Origin of the sequence: Billgrantia campisalis, assembly GCF_022341425.1 — a bacterium.
GTDB classification, from domain to species: Bacteria; Pseudomonadota; Gammaproteobacteria; order Pseudomonadales; family Halomonadaceae; genus Halomonas; species Halomonas campisalis.
In genome coordinates, this window is record NZ_JABFUC010000021.1 from 1 (window position 1) to 24318 (window position 24318).

A 24318-nucleotide genomic window follows, 5' to 3' on the forward strand; every position below is an offset into this window, starting at 1 on the left:
GTTCGAGGTTCGAGGTTCGAGGTTCGAGGTTCGAGGTTCGAGGTTCGAGGTTCGAGGTTCGAGGTTCGAGGTTCGAGGTTCGAGGTTCGAGGTTCGAGGTTCGAGGTTCGAGGTTCGAGGTCGAGGTTGCTCAGTGCAGGGTCGGTGGCGGCGTCTCGTCGCCGGCGAGCAGCGCTTCCACCTCCGGCGGCTCGAAGCGATAGTGGGTGTGGCAGAAGTGGCACTGGGTCTCGATAGCGCCCTGTTCGGCGAGGATCTCACGTAGCTCGCTCGCCTCCAGGCTGAGCAGGGCGTCGGCGAGACGCTCCCGGGAACAGCTGCAGCCGAAGCGCAGCGCCTTGGGGTCGAAGACCCGCACCGTCTCCTCGTGGTAGAGGCGGCGCAGCACCTCGAGGGGCGCAAGGCCGAGCAGCTCCTCGCGCTTCACGGTGTCGGCGAGATGCACGGTGCGATCCCAGGCATCCCGGTCCCGGTTCTGCGTCTCGTCGGGCAGGCGCTGCAGCAGCAGCCCACCGGCGCGCTCGCCGTCGGCCGCCAGCCATAGCCGGGTGGGGAGCTGCTCGGACTGGGCGAAGTAGGCCTCCAGACAGCCTGCCAGGCTGTCGTGATCCAGCGCCACGATCCCCTGGTAGCGGCTGCCCTCCCGCGGGTCCAGGGTGATCACGATCTGGCCGTCGCCGACCAGCTCGCGGAAACCGAGCCCCTCCTCGGGCAGGGTCTGGTCCTCGGCCAGGCGGGCGATGGCGCGCAGCTCGCCGCCGGGGTTGGACTCAGCCATCAGCAGCGCGAGCACCCCCTGGCCGCGCACCTCGATGCTGAGAATGCCGTCGAGCTTGACGGTATCGGTGAGCAGCGCCACCGCGGCCAGCAGCTCGCCGAGCAGGCGATTGACCGCCGGGGGATAGGCGTGACGGTCGAGCACCTCGCGGTAGGCCCGCTCGAGGGTGACGATTTCGCCGCGCACATTGGTATCGTCGAAAAGGAATCGCTGGATCTGGTCGGTCATATCGAATCTGCGAGGTATGAAGAGTGAGTGGAGACGTATGAGGAACTAGTCCTCACCGCTCTCCTTGAAGCGTCGGATATCGCGACGCTGCTTCTTGTCGGGGCGCTTGAGCGGATGCTGCATGGCCTGGTTGGTGAGCCGCCGCGCGTCGGCCTCCCGCTCCCGCCGCTGGGCGCTCTCCGGCGTTTCACGGTAGAGCTCACGGGCCTCGGGGGCGCCGCGACGCTGGTCGGAGAGCGCCACCACCTCCACCTCCCAGATATCCCAGCCCTGGGGTACGCGAACGATGGCGCCGAGCTCCACGGCCTTGCTGGTCTTGGCCCGGGCGCCGTTGTAGTGCACCTTGCCGCCCTCGATAGCTTTCTTGGCCAGGGCGCGGGTCTTGAAGAAGCGCGCCGCCCACAGCCACTTGTCGAGTCGCACGCTACTCATCGGCGCCCTCCCCGTTCGTCGCCTGCTGCCGCTGCCCAGGCGGCCGGTGATCGGGGAGGATCGCCGCGAATCGGTCCAGGGCGATGAACTCCTCGAGCTCCTTTTCCGGGCGGGTGCTGTCGGGCTGCTTGATGCCCAGCAGGTGGCGCACCCCATATTCACGGGCACTCTCCAGTACCTCGGGATTATCGTCGATGAACAGGGTGCGCTCGGGGTCAAAGGGCTCCACCTCCTGCAGCGCGAACCAGAACTCCTGGGCCTCCTTGGGCACGCCGACATCCGCCGAGGAGACGATGGCGTCCAGATACTCCTCGAGGCCGGTGAGCGGTAGCTTGAGCTCGAGGCTCTCCCGGTCGGCGTTGGTGGCCAGCACCACCCGGGGATGGGCCTGCTTGAGCCACTGGAGGAAGTCCAGGGCATCGCTACGCAGGCCGATCAGGTGCTGCACCTCGCGCTTGAGGGCGAGGATATCCACGCCCAGCTCGCGGCTCCAGTAGGCCAGGCTGTACCAGTTGAGGCTGCCCTTCTCGCGGATGATCCGCGAGCGCAGCGTCTCCTGGGTGGCCTCATCCAGGCGGTGCAGTTCCACGTAGCGACGCGGCAGGTGCTCCAGCCAGAAGTGGCTGTCGAAGTGCAGGTCCAGCAGGGTGCCGTCCATGTCCAGCAGAACGGTATCGATGGCGCGCCAGTCGATCATCGCGGCTCCGGGTGGCATCGAGTCAGGGGGAAGGCATGCTATTGTACCAGCCAGTCCTGTCACGCAGAAATGGAGTTCCCATGCCCGATTCCCAGTGGCCGCCGAAACCCCGGGTGCTGTCCTGCCAGTCGGTGGCCAGAAGCCGCCTGTTCCACGTCGAGTCGCTGGAGCTGCGCTTCGCCAACGGCGCCGAGCGGACCTTCGAGCGCCTGACCGGCAGCGACCAGGGCGCGGTGATGATCGTCGCCATGCCCGACCCCGAGCACGTGCTGTTGATTCGCGAGTACGCCGCCGGCTTCGAGGACTACGTGCTGACCCTGCCCAAGGGGCTGATTGACCCCGGCGAGGACGTGATCAGCGCCGCCAACCGCGAACTGATGGAGGAGTGCGGCTTCGGCGCCGAGCGCATCGAGCCGCTGGTGGAGCTGTCGCTGGCCCCCAACTACATGCGCCACCGCATGCAGGTACTGCTGGCCACCGAGCTCTACCCCCGGCGCCTGCCCGGCGACGAACCGGAGCCGCTGATCGTCGAGACCCACGCCCTGGAAGAGCTGCCCGCCCTGCTGCTGCGCGAGGACTTCCACGAGGCGCGGGCCATCGCCGCGCTCTACATCGCCCGGGACACCCTGCGCCAGCGCCAGGAGCAAGACATGCCGCCGAGCTGGTAGCCGGCTCAGCCGCGGTGGCCGTGCAGGCGACGCAGGCTACCGCCCTCCTTCAAGCGTATCCAGCGCCCCTGGCGATAGCTATCCAGCCCCGCCTCGAGCAGGGTCATCACCGTCAGCGCCTCATCCACGGTCACCGGCGGCGGCCCCTGCCCCGCCAGCGCCGCGGCCATACCGGCATAGTAGGCCGGATAGTCACCCGCGGGGGCAGGGAATTCCCGGCTGACCAGGGCCACGCTGTCGTCCTCGCCCTCGTTGACGGTCAGCGTACCCGGGCGTTCATCGACACCCCAGCCGGGCGCCGGGGCGCGCCCCTCGTGCAGCCAGGCCTCCTGGGGGTCGCCGCTGTACTTCACGAAGCTGCCGCGGGTCCCGTGCAGCGCCGCCCGCGGGGTGGGTTCGGCCACCAGCGAGCTGGCCTGCAGGCTGACCCTCAGGCCGTCATACTCCAGCAGCGCCAGGAAGTCGTCGTCGATCTCCGCCCCCTCGCGGGAAGTGGCCAGCTCCAGCAGGATCGCCCGAGGCCTGCCGAACAGCTGCACCGCCTGGTCGAGCAGATGCGGCCCCAGGTCGAACCAGATGCCGCTGCCGGGACGGTGGTGGTCGCGCCAGCGGTCGCTGACCGCGGGGCGAAAGCGGTCGAAGCGCAGCGCCAGCGACACCGGCCGCCCCAGGCAGCCGCTCTCCAACACCGACTTCAAGGCCAGGAAATCACTGTCCCAGCGGCGATTGTGAAAGACGCTGAGCAGCCGCTCGGCCTTTTCCGCCTGGGCCTTGAGCAGCCGCGCCTCGGACAGGCTCACGGTGAACGGCTTGTCGACGACCACATGCTTGCCGGCGGCCAGGGCCGCCTTGGCCAGCGGGAAGTGGGTATCGTTGGGCGCGGCAATCACCACCAGGTCGATATCGGAACGGGCCAACAGCGCCGCCGTCTTGGCGACCACCGCCACCTCGGGCAGCGCCTGCTGCACGCGTGGCGGGTCGCTGCTGACCACCGCCAGCAGCTCGAGGTCCTCGGCCGCTTGAATCAGCGGCGCATGAAAGACCCGGCCGGCACTGCCGAAACCGACCAGGCCGACACCGTAGCTGTGCTTGATCATCGAACGCGCTTCCCTGCCGGGTGACGGCGAGCCGGGCGGACGGCCCCGCTCGCCGACAGGTCTCAATCGAGCTTGGAGAGGTCGCGCACCGCGCCCTTGTCGGCGGAGGTGGCGAGCATGGCGTAGGCCTTGAGCGCCGCCGAGACCTTGCGCACCCGCTCGATGCTGGGCTTCCAGGCGGCGGCGCCCTTGGCCTCCTCGGCCTCGCGGCGGGCGGTGAGCTCGGCGTCGGTCAACTTGACGTTGATGGCGCGGTTAGGGATATCGATGTGGATGATATCGCCGCTCTCGACCAGCCCAATGGCGCCCCCCGCCGCGGCCTCCGGCGAGACGTGGCCGATGGAGAGCCCGGAGGTGCCGCCAGAGAAGCGCCCGTCGGTGAGCAGCGCGCACGCCTTGCCGAGTCCCTTGGACTTGAGGTACGAGGTCGGGTAGAGCATCTCCTGCATGCCGGGGCCGCCCTTGGGGCCCTCGTAGCGGATGATGACCACCTCGCCCTCTTTCACCTTGCCCTCGAGGATATGCGCCACCGCCTGGTCCTGGGACTCCACCACGTGGGCCGGGCCCTCGAAGACCAGGACGGAGTCGTCGACGCCGGCAGTCTTCACCACGCAGCCGTCGCGAGCGATGTTGCCATAGAGCACGGCGAGTCCGCCCTCTGTCGAGAAGGCGTGCGCCAGGTCGCGGATGCAGCCACCGGCGCGGTCACCGTCCAGGCTCGGCCAGCGTGCGCTCTGGGAGAAGGCCACCTGGGTCGGCACCCCGCCGGGGCCGGCCCGGTAGAACTCCACCACCTCGGGGCTCGGCGAGCGCATGATGTCCCACTCGTTGAGGGCGTCCTCGAGGGTGTCGCCATAGACGGTGGGCACCCGGGTATCCAGCACGCCGGCGCGGTCCAGCTCACCGAGGATCGCCATGATGCCGCCGGCCCGGTGCACGTCCTCGATATGGTACTGCTGGGTATTGGGGGCCACCTTGCACAGCTGCGGCACCTCCCGGGACAGGCGGTCGATATCGGCCATGGTGAAGTCGATCTCGGCCTCCTGGGCGGCGGCCAGCAGGTGCAGGATGGTGTTGGTGGAGCCACCCATGGCGATGTCCAGGGTCATGGCGTTCCTGAACGCCGCCTTGGCGCCGATGGCCCGCGGCAGCAGGTGCGCCTCGTCGCCCTCGTAGTAGCGCTTGGCCAGCTCGACGATGCGGTGGCCGGCATTCTCGAACAGGCGGCGGCGGTCGGCATGGGTGGCCACCACGGTGCCGTTGCCGGGCAGCGCCAGGCCCAGGGCTTCCATCAGGCAGTTCATGGAGTTGGCGGTGAACATGCCGGAGCAGCTGCCGCAGGTGGGGCAGGCGCTGCGCTCGACCTCCGCCAGGGTCTCGTCATCGACGCTGTCGTCGGTGGCCATCACGATGGCATCCACCAGGTCCAGACCGTGGTCGAGCAGCTTGGTCTTGCCCGCCTCCATGGGGCCGCCGGAAACGAAGATCACCGGGATATTGAGCCGCATGGCGGCATTGAGCATCCCGGGGGTGATCTTGTCGCAGTTGGAGATGCACACCAGGGCGTCAGCGCAGTGGGCGTTGACCATGTACTCGACGCTGTCGGCGATCAGGTCCCGGCTCGGCAGCGAATAGAGCATGCCGTCGTGGCCCATGGCGATGCCGTCATCCACGGCGATGGTGTTGAACTCCTTGGCCACCCCGCCGGCCTTCTCGATCTCGCGGGCCACCAGCTGCCCCATGTCCTTCAGGTGCACGTGCCCGGGCACGAACTGGGTGAAGGAGTTGGCCACGGCGATAATCGGCTTGTGGAAGTCGTCATCCTTCATGCCGGTGGCGCGCCACAGGGCGCGGGCGCCGGCCATGTTGCGGCCGGCGGTGGTGGTGCGGGAACGATACTCGGGCATGGTGTCCTCTTTATGCTCAGTCACGCCGTCTTCCGCCATCCGGGATGGCGCACGGTCTGGGTGTCCAGGTGAACCGCCGATTCTGGCATGGGCGGCTCGCGCTTGCCACAAAGCAGGCACGCAACAGGCCTTCCAGCGGGGACTCGCGGCTTTGCCGGCGCTCTCAACCGAACACCACCTTCGCCACGTCCTTGTAGCGCTTGGCGAAGTGCACCGTCATGCCGGCCTGGAGGTAGTCGGGCAGCTCGTCGTAGTCGCGGCGGTTGGCGTCGGGCAGGATCACCTCGAAGATCGCGCTGCGCCGGGCGGCGATGATCTTCTCGCGGATGCCGCCCACCGGCAGCACCTGGCCGGTCAGGGTCAGCTCGCCGGTCATCGCCAGGGCGCGGCCGACGGCCTGGTGGCGGGCCAGCGACAGCAGCGCGGTGGCCATGGTCACCCCCGCCGAGGGGCCGTCCTTGGGGGTGGCGCCCTCGGGCACGTGCAGGTGCACGAAGGCCGAGTCGAAGAAGTCGCTGTCGGCGCCGTACTCCGGCAGATGCCCCAGCACGTAGCTGTAGGCGATATTGGCCGACTCCTGCATCACCTCGCCGAGCTTGCCGGTGAGCTTGAAGCCGCGGGTCAGGGAGTGGACCTTGCCGGCCTCGATGGGCAAGGTCGCCCCGCCCATGGCGGTCCAGGCGAGTCCGGTGACCACGCCCTCCCCCTTGAGCACCTGCTCCTGGCGGAACACCGGCGCGCCGAGGTACGCCTCGAGGTTCTTCACCGACACCTTCACCGTCTGCTGGTCGTGCTCCAGCATCTTGACCGCCGCCTTGCGCACGATGCGGTGCAGCTGCTTCTCGAGCTGGCGCACCCCCGCTTCGCGGGCATAGCCCTCGATCACCTGCTTGAGGGCCGCGTCGGTCAGGTTGATGCGCTTCTTGGGGATCTTGTCGCGCCTGAGCAGCTTGGGCCAGAGGTGGTGCTTGGCGATGGCGACCTTCTCCTCGGCGATATAGCCGGAGAGGCGGATCTGCTCCATGCGATCGAGCAAGGGCCCCGGGATCGAATCCAGGGTATTGGCGGTGCACACGAAGAGCACCTTGGAGAGGTCCAGGCGCACGTCCAGGTAGTGGTCGAGGAAGTCGACGTTCTGCTCCGGGTCGAGCACCTCGAGCAGCGCGGAAGCTGGGTCGCCCTGGAAGGACTGGCCGAGCTTGTCGATCTCGTCGAGCATGATCACCGGGTTCTCGACCTCGACCTCCTTGAGCGCCTGGACCAGCTTGCCGGGCATGGCGCCGATGTAGGTGCGGCGATGCCCCTTGATCTCCGCCTCGTCGCGCATGCCGCCCACCGAGAAGCGGTAGAACTGCCGACCCAGCGCCTCGGCGATGGAGCGGCCCACCGAGGTCTTGCCCACCCCGGGCGGGCCGACGAGCAGCAGGATCGAGCCGCCCACGTCGCCCTTGAAGGTGCCCTCGGCGAGAAACTCGATGATCCGCTCCTTGACGTCCCTGAGGCCGTCGTGGTCCCGGTCGAGCACCTGGCGCGCGTGCATCAGGTCGAGCTGGTCATCGCTGTGCACGCCCCAGGGCATGGAGGTCAGCCAGTCCAGGTAGTTGCGGGTGGTGCCGTATTCCGGCGAGCCGGTCTCCAGCACCGAAAGCTTGTCGAGCTCCTCCTCGATGCGGGTGAGCACCTTGGGCGGCACGACCAGCCCCTCGAGCCGGTCGCGGAAGGTGTCGACGTCGTTTTCCCGGTCGTCCTTGGAGATGCCCAGCTCGCGCTGGATCACCTTGAGCTGCTCACGCAGGAAGAACTCCCGCTGGCGCTCCTGCATCTGGGCGTTGACCTGCTCGCTGATCTCGGTCTGCAGCTGGGCGACATCGATCTCCTTGCGCAGCAGCGGCAGCACCCGCTGCATGCGGTCGAGCACCGGCAGCGTTTCCAGCACGGCCTGCAGCTCATGGCCCTTGGCGGAGGTGATCGCCGCGGCGAAGTCGGTCAAGGGGCCCGGCTCGTGGGGGCTGAAGCGGTTGAGGTAGTGCTTGAGCTCCTCGCCGTAGAGCGGGTTGATCGGCAACAGCTCCTTGATGCCGTTGATGATCGCCATGGCGTAGGCGCGGGTCTCGTCCTCCTCGGCCTCCACCGGCTCGCGGGGGTAGCTCACCTCGACCAGATAGGGCGGCTCCTTGGAGAGCCAGCGAGTGATGCGAAAGCGCCGCAGGCCCTGAGCGATAAACTGCAGCTGCTGATCCTCCCCCTGCAGCTTGTGCACCTTCACCGCGGTGCCGATCGCCGGGAAGTGGTCATGGGCCAGGTCCTCCACGCCAGCATCGCCGACGAAGGCCACCCCCAGCGTATGGTGGGGGGTCTTGCCGACGCGCCGGATGGTCTCCTCCCAGCGCTCGCGGTTGATCACCAGCGGCTGCACCTGGGCGGGAAAGAAAGGACGGTTGTGGATCGGCAGCAGGTAGATGCGCTCGGGCAGGTACTCGCTGGCCGGCACCACCGCGTGCCGTGAGGCATCCTCCCCCTCGCCGTCCGAACGCAGCGCCTCGTCCCGAGGCTCCTCGAAGGCTTCCTGCCAGTCCCGCTCGTCGTGATCGTGTTCGCTCATGGCATCCTCCCAAAGGCAATGCCCTGTGGAATGCGGGCGAGGCACGGCAACTTCAAGTCAAGACGGCAGTTTTCGGGCTCTTCACACTTTGGCGTGAAACGGCTTAGTGGGAGCTTCAGCTCGCGAAGTAGCGCGCAGCGCTACCAAAGGGGCGCCTGCGGCGCCTTCGCCCGGCAGAGTCGAGACGTCGAACCGCGGCCTCCCACAGTCACAGTGCACCTCCTACAGAACTGACGTACGCTAATTTGCGATGAACCAGTTGTCGGGCAGCGCCTAGCGCCATAGGGGCGGCAGCGGGCGACTGTTCACCCGCACCTGACCGCGGCCGATATCGATCTGCAGGGTGCGGGTATCCAGCGGCAGTCCCAGCCAGAGCGCCGCCACGGTGGGCAGGTCGTACCAGGTGAAATCGCCGTCGAGTCGCCGCCGCCACTGGGCCTGCATGGCCGGGTCGTCGAGCTCGACTAGGCTCAGCGGCTCCAGGCGCCGCCCGTCGAAGAACAGCGAGCCGTCGATGCGCGCCGCAAGCCCGGTCATGGGGCTGTCGAGCTCGAGCTGCATCACATCGAGGCGCGGCGAGTCCTGGAGGACATCGAGCAGCTCGGGCTCGAGCAGCGCCAGCGCGGCTCGCCACTGGAGGTCGTGATGGCCGCTGGCCGCCAGGTCGCGCAGCCGCAGCATGGCGACCCGCAGGGAGTCGGCGTGCAGGCGCGACAGCTCTGCTTCGAGCTCGCCGGTGAGCAGCACCTGGTCGGCGCTATACACTTCGCCCAGGTCCAGGTCGAGACGCAGCCGCAGCTCCTGGTCATCCAGCGTCATGCGGTTGCTCAGCGCCAGGTCCCGGGCGTCGAGTCGCAGCTGCGGCTGATGCCAGGCCAGGGAACTGACGCTCAAGCGGTCGGTCTGGGTAAAGGTGTGGGCCCGCGCGGTGTAGGCGTAGCGGCTGTTGAGCACGCTGGGGCCGACCACCAGGCGGGAATCGCCGTCGCTGAGCTGCCAGTCGTCCAGCTCGGCGCGCAGCTGCCAGCTGCCCTGCTCGCCGCTGACGGTGAGCCGCCCGCCGTCGAAGGTCAGCTCCCGCTCCTGCTGAGTGATGCGCAAGGGGGAGAGCCGCAGGCCCGCCTCCAGGGTGCCGGTCAGGGTACGGTAGGTCGCCTCCCAGCGCGGTGCCGAGGAGTCCAGGGAGTCGCCGAACAGGCGCTTGCCCTCGGGACCATGGCGCAGCACCGCCTCACCGCCCAGGTGAGTGCTGAGGATGCCGTGGCGGGCCCGATAGCCAAGCTCGAGCCGCCAGGCATCGCCGAACAGCGGCTGGAGCTCGATGCGGCCGGTGGAGGACCACCAGCCCTGTGAGACGTCTTGGCGCTGCACGGCCAGGTCGCCGCGCGCCTCCAGGTCATCCAGGGCGCGCTCCAGTTCGCGCTCGAACAGCAGGCTCGAGGCGGCCTGCCCGGCCATCCAGCCCAGCACCATCACCGCGAGCAGAGGGACGATGAGACGTTCCTTGCGCATCTTTCTCCTCCTTGTCGCTTCCCTACTTACCTCACGCGCTTTTCAATGCAGCCAGAGCCACAGGTGCATCGTGCTCCAGGCGTAGATCCCGGCCAGGACGTCATCGATCATGATACCGAAGCCACCGGCCACGCGGCGATCCGCCCAGCGGATGGGCCACGGCTTGAAGACATCGAAGATCCTGAACAGGATGAACCCCCACAGCGCCGCTTCCCAGGAGAATGGTACCGCGGCCATGGTGATCCAGTAGCCGACGAATTCGTCCCAGACGATGCCCGAGTGGTCATGCACACCCAGGTCGCGGGAGGTCTTGTCGCATAGCCAGATGCCCGCCACGAAGGAGACCGCCACCAGCAGCAGGTACCAGTTCAGCGGCAGCTCGGACATCAGCCAGTAGAAGGGAATCGCCGCCAGGGTCCCGAAGGTCCCCGGCGCCCAGGGCACGGCGCCGCTGCCGAGCCCGAAGGCGAAGAAATGCACGGGGCGTCGCCAGACGCTTGGCGGACAGCGGTTCATGCCCCCCCCCCGCGGTCGCCGGGCGGGCCGGCCCGGAAGTGCTGCCAACCCGCCAGGCCGATCTCGCCCGCGCCGGTCAGGCCGGGCTCGGCGGTGACCCGCCCGATCGGCGTCAGCGCCAGGCCCTGGCGGGCCAGTCGCCGGCCGGCCTCGGCCACCGCGTCCTCAGGCAGGCTGACCAACAGCTCGTAGTCGTCGCCACCGCGCAGGGCGGCCTCGCGGGCCCCCTCCCGGCCCAGCGCCGCGACCAGGCCCTCGGCCAGGGGCAGCGCCTCGACCTCGACCCGGGCGCCGACACCGGAGGCGTCGAGCACATGCCCCAGGTCGGCCAGCAGGCCGTCGGACACGTCGATGGCGGCGCTGGCCAGGTCGCGCAGCGCCAGGCCGGCTGCCAGCCGCGGCTGGGGGCGCAGGTAGCGGGCCAGCAGCGGGTGGTCCGGGTCGCGCTCGCCGCGCTGCCAAGCCGCCAGGCCACCGGCGCCGCCGCCCAGGGCGCCGGTCACCGCCAGCACCTCGCCGGGGCGGGCGCCGCCGCGGGTCAGGGCCTGGTCATAGGGCACCTCGCCCATCACGGTCACGCCGATGGACAACGTGCCACCGGTCACGTCGCCGCCCACCAGGGCGGTGTCGGTGGCCGCGCAGAGCGCATGGAAGCCGCGGGCGAAGTCGGCCAGCCAGGCGTCGTCGGCGTCGCGCAGCGCCAGGGCCATCAGGCACCAGCGCGCCTCGGCGCCCATCGCCGCCAGGTCGGAGAGGCTCACCGCCAGCGCCCGGTGGCCGATGGCCTCGGCGGGGGCGTCGGCGGGGAAGTGCACGTCGGCCACCGAGGTGTCGACGCTGACCGCCAGCCGCTGGCCGGCGCGCGGCGTCAGCAGCGCGCAGTCATCGCCCACGCCGAGCGCCACGCCGGCCTCCGGACCGGAGGCGGCGGGCGTGAAATGGCGGGCGATCAGGTCGAATTCACTGGCCACCTTGGCACCTTCAGCGACGACGCGCGCTGACCTCGGCGCTGCGCAGCCGCGCGGCCAGCTTGTCGAGAATGCCATTGACGTACTTGTGGCCGTCGGTGGCGCCGAAGGACTTGGCCAGCTCGACCCCCTCGTTGATCACCACCCGGTAGGGCACCTCCAGGCGCTTCGTCAGCTCGTAGGCGCCCAGGCGCAGGATCGCCAGCTCGATGGGGTCCAGGTCCACCAGGCGCCGGTCGAGCAGCGGGGCGATGGCCGCGTCCAGCTCGGCACGGTCGCGCACCACGTTGTGCAGCAGCTCGTGAAACAGCGCCTGGTCGGCGATCTGCATCACCTTGGACCAGTTCTCGTGGTCCTCCAGGTCGTCGTCGGGCAGCTGGCCGCGAAACTCGGCCTCCACCGCGGTGATCGACTTGCCAGTCATCTGCCACTGGTAGAGCCCCTGAACGGTCAGCTCGCGAGCCGCATGGCGCGCCTGCTGGCCCGCCGAGGGGGGACGGGGTGAGCGTGCCGCGCTCATCGCTCGTCTCCTGCGTCGGACTCGTCGTCGCCCAGGCCGCGCAGCAGCGAGACCATCTCCATGGCCGCCATGGCCGCCTCGGCGCCCTTGTTGCCGGCCTTGGTGCCGGAGCGCTCGATGGCCTGCTCGATGGAGTTGACGGTCAGCACGCCGTTGGCCACCGGCGTCTCGAACTCGAGCTGCAGGTTGCCAAGCGCGGCATTGCAGCCGCCCGCCACGTACTCGAAATGCGGGGTACCGCCGCGAATCACCGCGCCCAGGGCGATCACCGCGTCGGGGCGGGCGACCCGCAGGGCGCGCTTGACCGCCAGCGGCAGCTCCCAGGCGCCCGGCACGTGAACGATGTCGATGTGCTCCGGGTCCACGCCGTGGCGGGTCAGGCTGTCGACGGCGCCCTCCACCAGGCTGTCGACCACGTGATGATTGAAACGGCCCACCACGATCACGTAGCGGCCGTCGACGTCAACGAAGTTGCCTTCGAGTTGAGACAGGGTATGCATCCGGAATGTCCTGCTGAATTCGATTTAAGGTTCTAGTCGCCAGCCGCCTCAGGCGTCGGAGGCGGCGTCATGCTCGCCCGGCCCGACGAGCTCGACCACTTCGAGGTCGAAGCCGGACAGCGCGGAAAATTTCCACGGCGAGCTGAGCAGGCGCATCTGCCCCACCCCGAGGTGGCGCAGGATCTGCGAGCCGGTGCCGATGGTCAGGTAGTTGCCGGCGCCGTCGGAGTCGCTGGTGCGCGGCGGACGGCGGCGCTCGAGGAACACCTCCAGGTAGTCGCGCAGGTCCTGGCGCGGCCGGCCGTCGTCGAGCAGCACGAAGACCCCGTGCTCGGCGGCGGCGATCTGTTCGATAGCGCCGTGGGCCGTCCAGCTGCCGCCCTCGCCCTTCTGCAGGCAGAGCAGGTCGCGCATCACGTCGGCCAGGTGCACCCGCACCGTGGTCAGCTGCTCGGGATGCGGGCGCCCCTTGACCAGCGCCAGGTGGTGGGTGCCCTGGATGCTGTCGCGGAAGACGTGCAGGGTCAGCTCGCCGAAGGCGGTCTGCACCGGGGTCGCCTCGAGGTGCTCGACGGTGTGCTCGTTGTGGATCCGGTAGTGGATCAGATCGGCGATGGTGCCCATCTTCAGGCCGTGCTCGGCGGCGAAACGCTCGAGCTCGGGGCGCCTGGCCATGCTGCCGTCGTCGTTCATGATCTCGCAGATCACGCCGCTGGGGTCGAAGCCGGCCAGCGCCGCCAGGTCGCAGGAGGCCTCGGTATGGCCGGCGCGGCGCAGCACCCCGCCCGGCTCGGCCATCAGCGGGAAGATGTGGCCGGGCTGGACGATATCCTCGGCCCGGGCGTCGGGGGCCACCGCGGCCTGCACGGTGCGCGCCCGGTCGGCGGCGGAGATGCCGGTGGTCACGCCGGTGGCCGCCTCGATGGAGAGCGTGAACTTGGTGCCGAAGCCGGAGCCGTTGTCGCTCACCATCAGCGGCAGCTTGAGCCGCTCGCAGCGCTCGCGGGTCATCGGCAGGCAGATCAGGCCACGCCCGTGGCGGGCCATGAAGTTGATATGCTCCGCCTCGACCTTCTCGGCGGCCATGATGATGTCGCCTTCGTTCTCGCGGTCCTCGTCATCCATCAGGATGACCATCTTACCCTGACGGATGTCCTCGATCAGGTCTTCGATGGGGGCCAGGCCCCCCTGGGAAGATTGCGCCATGGAATCTCCGAATGAGTCAGCGTGCGGGGCGTCGCACGGCCGCAACAGCCGTGTTGCCGAAGGTCGACGCCCGGCCTCGAATGGGCGTCAGGGTACCTTGGCGCGGCCCCGGGCGCCAGTAATGAGCCGCCGGGGCTGTTCTGGTGACAGGCCTGCGAGCGGGGCCGGCCTTCCGGAGGCGCTGTAAATACTTCCCTGTACGCTACCGACGCCCTGCTACGCTCTCGCGTCCCGCTCCGCTTGCAGGTCCGGTGCTGGCCATCCATGGCCAGCCCGTTCGGAGCAGTGCTCCTCACCCCTGGCGTAGGACCTCCTCTTAGGCCTATCCCCAGCGCCACTTAGCGGGTGGCCAGTGCAGGCTCAGGCCGGGCGGTAATGCGCCAGTCGCGGCCGATGGCCCGGATGTCGAGGATCTCCAGCGGGCGCTGCTGGGCCATCCGCTCGAGCCCCGGCAACGCGAACAGCGGCCGCGCCTCGCCGCCGAGCAGGGTCGGCGCCACGAACAGCTGCATCTCGTCGACCAGGGCGGCATCGAGCATGGCGCCGGCGAGCGTCGCGCCGGTCTCCAGCAGCACCTCGTTGGCCTGCTCGTGGGCGGCCAGGTGGCGCAGCAGCGCGGCCAGGTCGACGCGGCCATCCTCCCAGGGGGGCAGGGCCAGCACCTCGGCCCCGGCCGCCTCCAGACCCCGGCGCTTGTCGGCGTCGCAGCCGCTCACCGTGGCCACCAGGGTGCGCCCCGGCTCGCGCAGGCAGGCGGCGGCCAGCGGCAGGCGCAGCCGGGTATCGACCACCACCCGCAGCGGCTGGCGCTCGGCCACGGCCTCGGCGTTCGCCAGGCCCAGCTGGTCGGCGCGCACGGTGAGCCGGGAGTTGTCGAAGATCACCGACTCCACCCCGGTCATCACCGCGCTGGAGCGGGCCCGCAGCCGCTGCACCTCGCCGCGGGCGTGGGGCCCGGTGATCCACTGGGACTCGCCGGAGCGCATGGCGGTGCGGCCATCCAGGCTCATGGCCATCTTCAGGCGCACGAAGGGACGGCCCTGGGTCATGCGCTGGATGAAACCGGGATTGATCGCCCGGGCCTCCTGCTCCAGCAGCCCCACCTCCACCTCGATGCCGGCCTCGCGCAGCATGGCAATGCCGTTGCCGGCCACCCGGGGGTTGGGGTCGGCCATGGCCACCACCACCTTCTTTACCCCGGCCTCGATCAGCGCTACCGCGCAGGGGCCGGTGCGGCCGTGGTGGGAGCAGGGCTCCAGCGTCACATAGGCGGTGGCGCCACGGGCGGCCTCACCGGCGGCGCGCAGCGCATGCACCTCGGCATGGGGCTCGCCGGCGCGCTCATGCCAGCCTTCGCTGACGACGCGCCCCTTCTTGACCAGCACGCAGCCCACGCGGGGATTGGGATCGGTGGTATAGAGCCCGCGGCGGGCCAGCTCGAGCGCCCGGGCCATCCACTCGGCGGGAATCGGTCTGGGCATGGCTCAGCGCTCGTCCTCGCCGCCGCCCAGCGCCGGGCCGGGCTCCTGGGACAGCCGGTCGATCTCGGCGCGAAACTCGTCGATGTCCTGGAAGCGGCGATAGACCGAGGCGAAGCGGATGAAGGCGACCTGATCCAGCCCCTTGAGGGCCTGCATGACCGCCTCGCCGATGACGCGGGCCTGGATCTCCCGCTCGCCCCGGGCGCGCAGCTGCTGGCGGATACGCTCCACCGCCGCCTCGATGGCCTCGGCGCTGACCGGGCGCTTCTCCAGCGCCCGCAGCATGCCGGCGCGCAGCTTGGGCTCGCTGAAGGCCTCCCGGGAGCCGTCGGCCTTGACCACCCTGGGCATCACCAGCTCGGCGGTCTCGTAGGTGGTGAATCGCTCGCCGCAGGAGGAGCACTGGCGGCGGCGACGCACCTGGTCGCCCTCGGCCACCAGCCGGGAATCGGTCACTCGGGTATCGTGGGCGCCACAGAAGGGGCAATGCATGGTAGGGGTCCCAACGCGAAGCGGGCCGCGGCGAGGCGGGCCGCACAGGAAACAAGGTGACCGTAGTGTAACCTTTCGAGGGCGGATTTTGCGATAATCCCAGCCTTGGCCCCTGGGCCACTGGCCAGAGATCACCCACAAGGATATCGCCATGCGAGCACACCTCACCCCCGGCGCCCTGGCCTTCGGCCTGCTGGCGCTGGGCGTCAACGCCCCGATCGCGGCCGACGACTGGCCGGCCCCGGTTCGCGCCCTTATCGACCAGGGCCTCGAGGTTCACGGCACTTTCGACGCCCCCGGCGGGCTCACCGGCTTTGCCGCCAGCCACCAGGGCCGCGAGATGGCCGTCTATCTTACCGCCGACGGCGAGCACGCCGTCGTCGGCACCCTGATCGACGCCGAGGGCAACGATCTCAGCGAGGCGCCGCTGGATGAGCTGGTGCGCGCGCCCCAGGAAGCCGGGGTCTGGGCGCAGCTGGAGGCGAGCGCCTGGATCGCCGACGGCAGCGACGACGCGGCGCGGGTGCTCTACACCTTCACCGACCCCAACTGCCCCTACTGCCGCCGGTTCTGGGAGACCACCCGGCCCTGGGTGGAGGCCGGCGAGGTGCAGCTGCGCCATATCATGGTCGGCATCCTGCAGCCCGACAGCCCGGCCAAGGCCTCGGCGCTGCTTGGCGCCGACGACCCCGAGGCCGCCCTGCACGCCCACAGCGGCGGCGACGATATCGCCCCCTCGGCCCAGCCCCGGGATATCGAGGACAAGATCTATCGCAACAACCAGCTGTTCGATGAGCTCGGCCTCTACGCCACCCCCACCAGCGTTTTCCGTCACGGGGACCGCCTGGAGCGGGTGGACGGCATGCCCGAGGAGGAGCGGCTGGTCGAGATGATGGGGGGCGAGGCGCCCTGACCGGAGGCCGGCAGGGGCGAATGCCGTTCCACCACAGTCTGCGATGAACCTTATTCCCGGGCGGGTATCGCCCGGGCCAGGAACCAGCCGGCGACCATCGCCACCAGCATGGCGAACAGCGGCGCGGTCAGCCCGCCAACCGAGGCGATGGCCGGCCCCGGGCAGTAGCCGGAGAGCCCCCAGCCGATGCCGAACAGCGCCGAGCCGCCGATCAGCCGGGCGTCGAGGTCCTGGCGGGTGGGCAGCTGGAAGGCGTCGCCGAGCAGCGGCCGCAGGCGCCGGAAGACCAGCCGATAGCCGATGAAGGTGGTCACCACGGCCCCGCCCAGCACGAACATCAGGGTCGGGTCCCAGGCACCGGCGACATCCAGGAAGCCCAGCACCCGGGCCGGGTCGGTCATGCCGGCCAGCGCCAGCCCCAGGCCGAACAGCAGCCCGGCGATATAGCCCATGACGGTACGCAGGGTTTCGGTCTTCATGCGCCACCTCCCATCACATGACGGACGACATAGACGGTGACGATGGCACAGACCAGAAAGGTCACAGTCGCCACCATAGAGCGCGGCGACAGCCGGGAGAGGCCGCAGACGCCGTGGCCGCTGGTACAGCCGCTGCCAAGCCCGGTGCCCATGCCCACCAGCACCCCGGCCAGCAGCATCAGCCCCACCCCGCCGGCCGGGGCCCCGACCACCTCGCCGGGGGCGCCGGCCACATTGCCCAGGCCGCCGCCCAGGGCCATCAACAGCAGCGGACCGCTGATCAGGCCCAGCACGAAGGCCACCCGCCAGGCGCTGTCGCCCTTGGGGCGCATGGTGATGAGATTGCCGACGATGCCGCTGATGCCGGCGATACGGCCGAGAGTTGCCATCAGCCAGATGGCGGAGAGTCCGATCAGCACGCCGCCGACCAGCCCCTGTAGGCTTGCGATCCAATCCACGTTTAGGTTCCTCCAGAATCAGTATCAGTGTGTTTTTTTTGCGTCACAGCGGTCTTTTAGATTGGCTTAATGGGCGTGCCGACCGGCTGGCCGCAGCGCGCGCCCATGCCCGACTCGGCCCCGTGCAGAGAGCGCCAGGCATCGAAGGTGCTCAGAAACACCCGACCGGTCAGTTCGTGGCAGAAGGCGGTGTGCTGCAGCCGGTCCATCACCGGTCCCTTGACCTCGGCGAGGTGCAGCGACACCCCGGCATCCTTGAGCCGCGCACAGATCACCTCCAGGCTCTCCAGCGCCGAGGCGTCGATGACATTGACCGCCTGACAGGCCAGCACGATGTGCTGAAGGCTCGGCTGGCGCGCTGCCAGCGCCATCACGGTGTCTTCCAGGTAGCGGGCGTTGGCGAAGTAGAGGCTCTCGTCGACGCGCAGAATCGCCAGCCGTTCGTCGGTCTCCACCTGATGGCGCTGCACGTTGCGAAAGTGCTCGGTGCCGGGCACCCGCCCCACCACCGCACTGTGCGGACGGCTGGTGTAGTAGAGATGCAGCGCCAGCGACAGGACCACCCCGGCCAGGATGCCGCTCTCGACCCCGCTAACCAGGGTGACCGCGATGGTCACCAGCATGGCCGCGGCGTCGCAGCGGGAGTAGCCCCAGGTGCGCCGGATGGCCGCCAGGTCCACCAGCGACAGCACCGCCACGATGATGGTGGCCGCCAGGGTGGCGATGGGCAGATAGGCGATCAGCGGCGTGAGCAGCAGTGCCGCCGCACCGATGCCCACGGCGGTGAAGGCCCCGGCCGCCGGGGTCTCGGCGCCGGCGTCGAAATTGACCACCGAGCGAGCGAAACCGCCGGTCACCGGCATGCCGCCGGTGAACGATGCGGCAATGTTAGACGTGCCAAGCCCTACCAGCTCCTGGTCCGGGTCGATGCGCTGGCGGCGCTTGGCGGCGAGCGTCTGGCCCACCGACACCGACTCGACGAAGCCGATGACGCTGATCAGCAGGGCGGCCATGAACAGCTCGCGCCACAGCTGCAGCTCGACACCCGGCAGGGTCAGCGGCGGCAGGCCCGCGGGCACCTCGCCCACCACGGCGACGCCGAGTTCGTCCAGTCCCAGCCACCAGGTGGCAAGCGTGGTCACCGCCACGGCGAGAATCGGCGCGGCCTTGGTGAGCATGTCCGCCGGCCGTGCCGGCACGCCGAGCTTGACCAGCCCGCCCTTGAGCCAGCGCCGTGCGGCATAGAGAAACGCCAGCACGGAGACACCGATCGCCAGGGTCGGGGCATTCACCCCGCCCAGGCTCGCGGCCAGGCTCGCCCCCAGCTCCAGCAGGTTATGGCCGGCGGCCTCCACCCCCAGCACATGCTTGAGCTGGCCGGCGGCGATGATCAGGCCGGTGGCGGTGATAAAACCCGAGATCACCGGGTGGCTGAGAAAATTGGCCAGAAACCCCAGCCGCGCCACCCCCATCAAGGTGAGAATCAGCCCCGACATCAGCGCCAGCACCAGGGCAGCGCCGAGATATTCCGGCGTCCCCTGGGGCGCCACCTGTCCCACCGCGGCCGCGGTCATCAGCGAGACTACCGCCACCGGCCCCACCGCCAGGGTGCGGCTGGTGCCGAAGATCGCGTAGATCACCAGCGGCGCAATGCTGGCGTAGAGCCCCACCTCCGGCGGTAGCCCGGCCAGCATGGCGTAGGCCAGCGACTGCGGGATCAGCATGATGGTGACGATCACCGCCGCCAACAGGTCGCTGCCCAGCGTGCGTCGGCCATAACCGGGCAACCACTGCAGGATGGGCAGGTAGCGCTTGGGGTTCATCGATCAGCGCTTCCCGGCAGCGGCTTCCAGCAGCGGACGGCGCTCCTCGAGATCGTGGCCCGCGGCGCGGGCCGCGGCCAGCAGCGCCGGAATGTCGCAGGACTCGCCCTGGCTACGGGCATGGGCCCAGAGGTGGACGGCACGCTTGCCGGTTCGGCAGAAGGCCAGAACCGGCGCGGGCAGGCTGCCCAGCGCCTCACCGAAGGCCTCGATATCGGCCTCGCTGTACTCGCCCGGAGTCACCGGGATGCAGCGCCACGCCAGGCCCAGTTTGGCGGCCTTCTCGCGCAGGGCGCGGTCGTCCGGATGATCCTCGGCCTCGCCCGGGCGACGGTTGCAGATCACCGCACGGAAGCCGCGCCGGGCGACTTCCTCCAGATCGGCAGGGGTCACGGCATCGGTAATCGCGAAACCGGATTCAAGCTGATGAATCTGCATGGCTTTGTCTCCTGACCAGCTCAGAACTTGTTGATCGGCACCTTGAGGTAGACCTGGCCGTTGTCCTCGGCGGGCGGCATATGGCCGGCGCGCATGTTGACCTGTACCGAAGGGATGATCAGCTTCGGCATGTCGAGGGTGGCGTCACGCTCGGTGCGCATCTTCACGAACGCCTCCTCGCTGGTGCCCTCGTGGACATGCACGTTGTGAGCGCGCTGTTCGGCCACGCTGGTCTCATGCTGGTAGGTTTCGCGACCCGGCGCCCTGTAGTCGTGACACAGGAACAGCCGCGTCTCTTCCGGCAGGGCCAGCACCTTCTGGATGGAACGGTAGAGGGTGCGGGCATCACCGCCGGGGAAGTCGCAGCGGGCGGTGCCGTAATCGGGCATGAAGAGGGTATCGCCGACGAAGGCGGCATCGCCGATCACGTAGGTCAAACAGGCCGGGGTGTGGCCCGGGGTGTGCAACACCTGCCCCTCCAGGTTGCCGATGGTGAAGGTGTCGCCCTCCTCGAAGAGGCGGTCGAACTGGCTGCCGTCACGGGCGAACTCGGTGCCGGCGTTGAACGCCTTGCCGAAGACATCCTGCACCACGGTGATCTTGGCACCGATGCCGGTCTTGCCCCCCAGCTGCTCGTGCAGGTAGGGCGCGGCGGAGAGGTGGTCGGCGTGGACATGGGTCTCGAGGATCCACTCCACTTCCAGGCCGCTATCGCGCACGAAGGCGATGATCTCGTCGGCGGAGCGCACGTCGGTACGCCCGGCGGCGTAGTCGAAGTCGAGCACCGAGTCGAGGATGGCGCAAGACTGGCTGTCGGGGTCCTGCACCACATAGCTGAAGGTATTGGTGGGCTCGTCGAAGAAGTGGGTCACGATGGGATGGGACATGGGAAGCGGCCTCCGTCGATGTCATGACTTCCGGATATGGACAAAGCATAGACCAACTTTGGTTCTAACGAAATACTATTTTGGAATATAAAGACGCCTTCTTGGCCCAAAGACGCCTTCTTGGCCCAAAGACACCTTCTTGGCCCCAGAGGCGAGGGGCGAGAGGCGAGGGGCGAGGGGCGAGAGGCGAGGGGCGAGGGGCGAGGGGCGATATAGAGCGTAGATATAACGCACGAGGCCCACCGCCAGAGCGATGGGCCTCGTCAACGCAGTAGCGGCTCGCCGTTACTTCTTTAGCTTGCAGGTACTGATACCCAGCAGCCGGTAGGCGGGGCAGAAGTTGAGCAGCCCGGTGGCCAGGGGCAGGATGCCGATCCACCCCCAGGCACCGATGACCCCAGTAATCGCCAGGCCGGTCAGCAGCGCCCCGATCACGATACGGGCGATCTTGTCGGGGCCGCCGACGTTGCTTTGCATTTCCATAATGGCTCTCCTTCATGGGCTGGCGCCGCCGAGCCCGACGCCACTCCGGTCGTCAGCGGCTCGGCGGCGCCGGCACAAGGCTTCAGAAGCTGTAAACGGGGATCTTCGGGTCGCGCATCATCTCAGCCATGGGGCCGGGCGCGGCGACGCCGACGCCTTCGCGCAGGTCGTCTTCACCATGATCGCTGTTGGGCAGGTAGATGGCGCAGACATCCACGCTGGCGCCCTCGCCCATCAGCATCTGCATGATGCCCTCGGGCGTCACCTGCTCCATGGGGTGGCCCGGCGGGGTATTGATGCCCTCGCTGCTATAGCCCTCTACGGCCAGGTCGCCGGCGGCGTCGCAGAGCAGAATCTGCAGCTCGGTACCCTGCTGCTGCATGGCGTTGGAGAGAATCATCGCCATGCCCTGGGTCTGCAGCGAATCGCTGGTGAGAATCACCAGCGCCTTGTCGGCGTCGTGCGCATGGTCGTCGGCACCGTGGCTGTCGGCCAGTGCGGCGCCGGAGAGCCCGACAGCGGCGGCGGCAAGCGACACGCATAGCATCTTTTTCATAACAAATTCCTATAAGCTAGTAACCAAATAACAAGCCCAAAGGATAGCCATAAACCACAGTGACAACATGCGGCATAGTGTCGCAGCTTGATGTCAGTCAATGACATTGCCCGCCCTGTATGGCCGAGCGCAGGCCGCTTCGTGCGAAGCCTAGAGCGGCACGCTGTCGCCATAGCCGGGAATCTCGGCAGCGATGCCGGCCTCGGCCAGCGCCGCCTGAAGCGCCTGCTGGGCGCCAGGCTCGCCGTGGACCAGATAGAAGCGGGGGCTGTGGCGAAAGGCGCCGGCCCAGCCGATCAGCTCGGTCTGGCCGGCGTGGGCCGAGAAGCCGCCCAGGGTGTGGACCTTCGCCTTCACCGGCAGCATCTCACCCAGCACCTTGACCTGCTCGGCGCCATCGACCAGCGAACGCCCCAGGGTGCCGTCGGCCTGGAAGCCGACGATCACCACCCGGGTGCTGGGCCGGGCCAGGTTGTAGCGGAAATGGTGGATGATGCGCCCGCCGTTGCACATGCCCGCCCCGGCGATGACGATGGCCCCGCCGTGAATACGGTTGATGGCCATGGACTCCTCCACCGTGCGGGTCATGCGCAGGATCGGCAGGTACTGGCGGGTATCGCCGCTGGCGGCGACGTTGAGCACCTTGAGGTCGTCGGCGTCCAGCGCTTTGCGTGCCCGGTGGTAGAGCTCGGTGACCTTGATCGCCATGGGGCTGTCGAGAAACACCATCTGCTGGCGCAGCCGCCCCTCATGGTAGAGCACGCTCAGATGGTAGAGGATCTCCTGGGTGCGCCCCACCGCGAAGGCCGGGATCAGCACGTTGCCCCCCGCCTTATGGGCCTGCTCCAACACCTCGGCGAACTCCTCCAGGGTCTCGTCCAGGGGGCGGTGGTCACGATCCCCATAGGTGCTCTCCATCAGCACCACATCGGCCTCGTAGACCTTGCCGGGGTCGCGCATCAGCACCGAGCTGGGGTTGCCGAGATCTCCCGAGAACACCAGCCGCTTGCTGCGCCCGCCGGAGGGCACGGCGAGCTCGACGATGGCTGAGCCGAGGATATGGCCGGCATCGCGGAACACCAGGGTGGCGCCGCCGGGCAGGTTGACCGGCTGGCCATAGGGGTGGGACTCGCAAAGCGCCAGGGTGCGCGCCACGTCACCCAGCTCATAGAGCGGCTCGACCAGCGGCTTGTTGTTGCGCTTGCGCCACTTGTTCTCCCACTCCACGTCCTTGGCCATGATGAAGGCAGCGTCCTGGAGCATGATCTCCAGCAGGTCGCGGGTGCCCCGGGTGCAGTGGATGGGCCCGCGATAGCCCTCGCGCACCAGTTTGGGGAGAAGTCCCGAGTGATCCAAGTGGCCGTGGGAGATCACCACCGCGTCGAGCTCCCCGGCCAGACGGCCGAAAGGCCTGGCGTTGGCCTCGTCGGCATCGCTGCCGCCCTGGTGCAGCCCGCACTCCAGCAGCAGCTTCTTCGGGCCACCGTCGCCGTCCGTCTCGATCAGGTAGCGCGAGCCGGTGACTTCCTTCACCGCCCCCTGGAAGGTCAATGTCGACATGGGGTCTCGTCCTTGCCCGTGGCTTGATGATGCCTTCAGCATAACGGACAAGAGCGAGCAGGCGTAGCGGGAGATCGGCGCCGCCGGATCAGTAGCCCTCGGGGTTGGCAGACTGCCAGCGCCAGGTGTCGGCCACCATCTCGTCGAGCCCGCGGCGCGCCTTCCAGCCCAGCTCCCGCTCGGCCTTGCCGGCATCCGCCCAGAACGCCGGCAGATCGCCTGCCCGACGCGAAGCGAAACGATAGGCCACCGCCCGGCCGGTGACCCGCTGAAAGGTCTCCACCATCTTCAGCACCGAGCAGGCCCTGCCGCTCCCCAGGTTGTAGACGTGAACCCCCGGCGAGCCCGCCCGCTCCAGGGCCAACAGGTGCCCCTGGGCGAGATCCACCACGTGCAGATAGTCGCGCTCGCAGGTGCCGTCACGGGTAGGGTAGTCGCTGCCAAAGATCTCCAGCGCCTCACGGCGCCCCACCGCCACCTGGCTGATGAACGGCATCAGATTATTGGGGATGCCACGGGGATCCTCGCCGATCCGCCCGGAGGGGTGGGCACCGATGGGGTTGAAGTAGCGCAGCAGCACCACCGACCAGCGGGGGTCGGCGACCTGCAGGTCCTCGAGCAGGGTCTCGACCATGGCCTTGGAGGTACCGTAGGGATTGGCGGTGGTGCCACGGGGCAGGGTTTCCACATAGGGCACCGGCGCCCCGGCACCGTAAACCGTGGCCGAGGAGCTGAACACCAGCCGATACACCCCCGCCGCCGCCATGGCCTGACACAGCACCAGGGTGCCGTGCACGTTGTTGTCGTAGTAGGCCAGCGGCCGCTCGACGCTCTCGCCAACCGCCTTGAGGCCGGCGAAGTGCATCACCGCCTCGATGGCATGGTCGGCAAACAGCGCATCGAGCAGCGCCCGGTCGCGAACATCGCCCTGGCAAAACGCCAGCGGCTTGCCGGCCAACGACTCAACCCGTGTCAGTGCCTCTGCCGATCCGTTGCACAGGTTGTCGAGCACCACCACCTGATGGCCCGCCTCCAGCAACTCCAGCACTGCATGCGAGCCGATATAGCCCGCCCCGCCGGTCACCAGCACACGCATCGTGTCTGCCCCCTTTTTTGC

Annotated in this window: 25 protein-coding genes; 2 read left to right on the forward strand and 23 right to left on the reverse strand. The window is 68.7% G+C overall.

Annotated elements, in window-relative coordinates; genetic code table 11:
• Positions 1-130 precede the first annotated feature (130 nt).
• The 3 genes from hslO to yrfG are packed head-to-tail and all read right to left on the reverse strand — an operon-like array spanning position 131 to position 2135.
• Positions 131-1006 carry an Hsp33 family molecular chaperone HslO gene (hslO, locus tag HOP52_RS18440; RefSeq protein ID WP_238979000.1) on the reverse strand — a complete coding sequence of 292 codons (876 nt, stop codon included), beginning with the start codon at positions 1004-1006 and terminating at the stop codon, positions 131-133.
• 45 nt (positions 1007-1051) lie between these two features.
• A complete protein-coding gene (gene hslR, locus HOP52_RS18445) occupies positions 1052-1438 on the reverse strand; it encodes a ribosome-associated heat shock protein Hsp15 (protein ID WP_238979001.1) in 387 nt (128 codons plus the stop codon).
• The gene (yrfG, locus tag HOP52_RS18450) at positions 1431-2135 is read right to left on the reverse strand and encodes a GMP/IMP nucleotidase (RefSeq protein ID WP_238979002.1); all 705 of its coding nucleotides are present in this window, start codon (positions 2133-2135) and stop codon (positions 1431-1433) included. The genes hslR and yrfG overlap by 8 nt, the downstream gene beginning before the upstream one ends.
• Positions 2136-2215: 80 nt before the next feature.
• Here yrfG and nudE point away from each other — a divergent pair, with 80 nt between their 5' ends.
• On the forward strand, positions 2216-2803 hold the full coding sequence (nudE, locus tag HOP52_RS18455) for an ADP compounds hydrolase NudE (RefSeq protein WP_238979003.1): 588 nt from the start codon (positions 2216-2218) through the stop codon (positions 2801-2803).
• Positions 2804-2808: 5 nt separating this feature from the next.
• On the opposite strand, the gene HOP52_RS18460 is transcribed toward nudE, so the two are convergent.
• From HOP52_RS18460 to nrdR, 11 genes are all read right to left on the reverse strand, one after another.
• The gene (locus HOP52_RS18460; RefSeq protein ID WP_238979004.1) at positions 2809-3900 is read right to left on the reverse strand and encodes an oxidoreductase; all 1092 of its coding nucleotides are present in this window, start codon (positions 3898-3900) and stop codon (positions 2809-2811) included.
• A gap of 62 nt (positions 3901-3962) precedes the next feature.
• Positions 3963-5807, reverse strand: a complete 1845-nt coding sequence (gene ilvD / locus HOP52_RS18465) for a dihydroxy-acid dehydratase (protein ID WP_238979040.1) — start codon at positions 5805-5807, stop codon at positions 3963-3965.
• Between the two features lie 163 nt (positions 5808-5970).
• On the reverse strand, positions 5971-8409 hold the full coding sequence (gene lon, locus HOP52_RS18470) for an endopeptidase La (protein ID WP_238979005.1): 2439 nt from the start codon (positions 8407-8409) through the stop codon (positions 5971-5973).
• 273 nt (positions 8410-8682) lie between these two features.
• Positions 8683-9921 (reverse strand): DUF945 family protein, encoded by a 1239-nt coding sequence (locus tag HOP52_RS18475; RefSeq protein WP_238979006.1) that lies wholly within the window; start codon positions 9919-9921, stop codon positions 8683-8685.
• Between the two features lie 42 nt (positions 9922-9963).
• Positions 9964-10437 (reverse strand): phosphatidylglycerophosphatase A family protein, encoded by a 474-nt coding sequence (locus HOP52_RS18480; RefSeq protein WP_238979007.1) that lies wholly within the window; start codon positions 10435-10437, stop codon positions 9964-9966.
• Positions 10434-11408: a thiamine-phosphate kinase gene (gene thiL / locus HOP52_RS18485; RefSeq protein ID WP_238979008.1), complete on the reverse strand. Its 975-nt coding sequence runs from the start codon at positions 11406-11408 to the stop codon at positions 10434-10436. Before thiL ends, HOP52_RS18480 begins: the two co-directional genes overlap by 4 nt.
• A 10-nt stretch (positions 11409-11418) precedes the next feature.
• Positions 11419-11925: a transcription antitermination factor NusB gene (gene nusB, locus HOP52_RS18490; RefSeq protein ID WP_238979009.1), complete on the reverse strand. Its 507-nt coding sequence runs from the start codon at positions 11923-11925 to the stop codon at positions 11419-11421.
• Positions 11922-12425 (reverse strand): 6,7-dimethyl-8-ribityllumazine synthase, encoded by a 504-nt coding sequence (gene ribH, locus HOP52_RS18495; protein WP_238979010.1) that lies wholly within the window; start codon positions 12423-12425, stop codon positions 11922-11924. Before ribH ends, nusB begins: the two co-directional genes overlap by 4 nt.
• A 48-nt stretch (positions 12426-12473) precedes the next feature.
• Positions 12474-13631: a bifunctional 3,4-dihydroxy-2-butanone-4-phosphate synthase/GTP cyclohydrolase II gene (gene ribBA, locus HOP52_RS18500; RefSeq protein WP_238979011.1), complete on the reverse strand. Its 1158-nt coding sequence runs from the start codon at positions 13629-13631 to the stop codon at positions 12474-12476.
• 338 nt (positions 13632-13969) lie between these two features.
• Positions 13970-15112 carry a bifunctional diaminohydroxyphosphoribosylaminopyrimidine deaminase/5-amino-6-(5-phosphoribosylamino)uracil reductase RibD gene (gene ribD / locus HOP52_RS18505; RefSeq protein ID WP_238979012.1) on the reverse strand — a complete coding sequence of 381 codons (1143 nt, stop codon included), beginning with the start codon at positions 15110-15112 and terminating at the stop codon, positions 13970-13972.
• 3 nt (positions 15113-15115) lie between these two features.
• Positions 15116-15604, reverse strand: a complete 489-nt coding sequence (gene nrdR / locus HOP52_RS18510) for a transcriptional regulator NrdR (protein ID WP_238979013.1) — start codon at positions 15602-15604, stop codon at positions 15116-15118.
• Positions 15605-15755: 151 nt separating this feature from the next.
• Between nrdR and dsbG the strand changes: the two genes are divergently transcribed.
• Positions 15756-16517, forward strand: coding sequence for a thiol:disulfide interchange protein DsbG (gene dsbG / locus HOP52_RS18515; protein ID WP_238979014.1), 762 nt, complete (start codon positions 15756-15758; stop codon positions 16515-16517).
• 50 nt (positions 16518-16567) lie between these two features.
• Here the strand turns inward: dsbG and HOP52_RS18520 are convergent, their stop codons facing one another.
• The 9 genes from HOP52_RS18520 to galE form a co-directional block, all read right to left on the reverse strand.
• Positions 16568-16996: a DUF6691 family protein gene (locus tag HOP52_RS18520; protein ID WP_238979015.1), complete on the reverse strand. Its 429-nt coding sequence runs from the start codon at positions 16994-16996 to the stop codon at positions 16568-16570.
• On the reverse strand, positions 16993-17454 hold the full coding sequence (locus tag HOP52_RS18525; RefSeq protein ID WP_238979016.1) for a YeeE/YedE family protein: 462 nt from the start codon (positions 17452-17454) through the stop codon (positions 16993-16995). The genes HOP52_RS18520 and HOP52_RS18525 overlap by 4 nt, the downstream gene beginning before the upstream one ends.
• 56 nt (positions 17455-17510) lie before the next feature.
• Positions 17511-19277: a SulP family inorganic anion transporter gene (locus tag HOP52_RS18530; protein ID WP_238979017.1), complete on the reverse strand. Its 1767-nt coding sequence runs from the start codon at positions 19275-19277 to the stop codon at positions 17511-17513.
• A gap of 3 nt (positions 19278-19280) precedes the next feature.
• Positions 19281-19715 carry a protein tyrosine phosphatase family protein gene (locus tag HOP52_RS18535; protein WP_238979018.1) on the reverse strand — a complete coding sequence of 145 codons (435 nt, stop codon included), beginning with the start codon at positions 19713-19715 and terminating at the stop codon, positions 19281-19283.
• Between the two features lie 20 nt (positions 19716-19735).
• Positions 19736-20602, reverse strand: coding sequence for an MBL fold metallo-hydrolase (locus HOP52_RS18540; protein ID WP_238979019.1), 867 nt, complete (start codon positions 20600-20602; stop codon positions 19736-19738).
• A gap of 285 nt (positions 20603-20887) precedes the next feature.
• Complete coding sequence (locus HOP52_RS18545; protein WP_459076826.1) at positions 20888-21085, reverse strand: YgaP family membrane protein; 198 nt, start codon at positions 21083-21085, stop codon at positions 20888-20890.
• Between the two features lie 82 nt (positions 21086-21167).
• Entirely contained in the window at positions 21168-21641 is a 474-nt protein-coding gene (locus tag HOP52_RS18550) for a DsrE family protein (RefSeq protein WP_238979020.1), read from the reverse strand.
• A gap of 150 nt (positions 21642-21791) precedes the next feature.
• Entirely contained in the window at positions 21792-23201 is a 1410-nt protein-coding gene (locus HOP52_RS18555; protein WP_238979021.1) for an MBL fold metallo-hydrolase RNA specificity domain-containing protein, read from the reverse strand.
• A gap of 88 nt (positions 23202-23289) precedes the next feature.
• Positions 23290-24297, reverse strand: a complete 1008-nt coding sequence (gene galE / locus HOP52_RS18560) for a UDP-glucose 4-epimerase GalE (protein WP_238979022.1) — start codon at positions 24295-24297, stop codon at positions 23290-23292.
• Positions 24298-24318 lie beyond the last annotated feature (21 nt).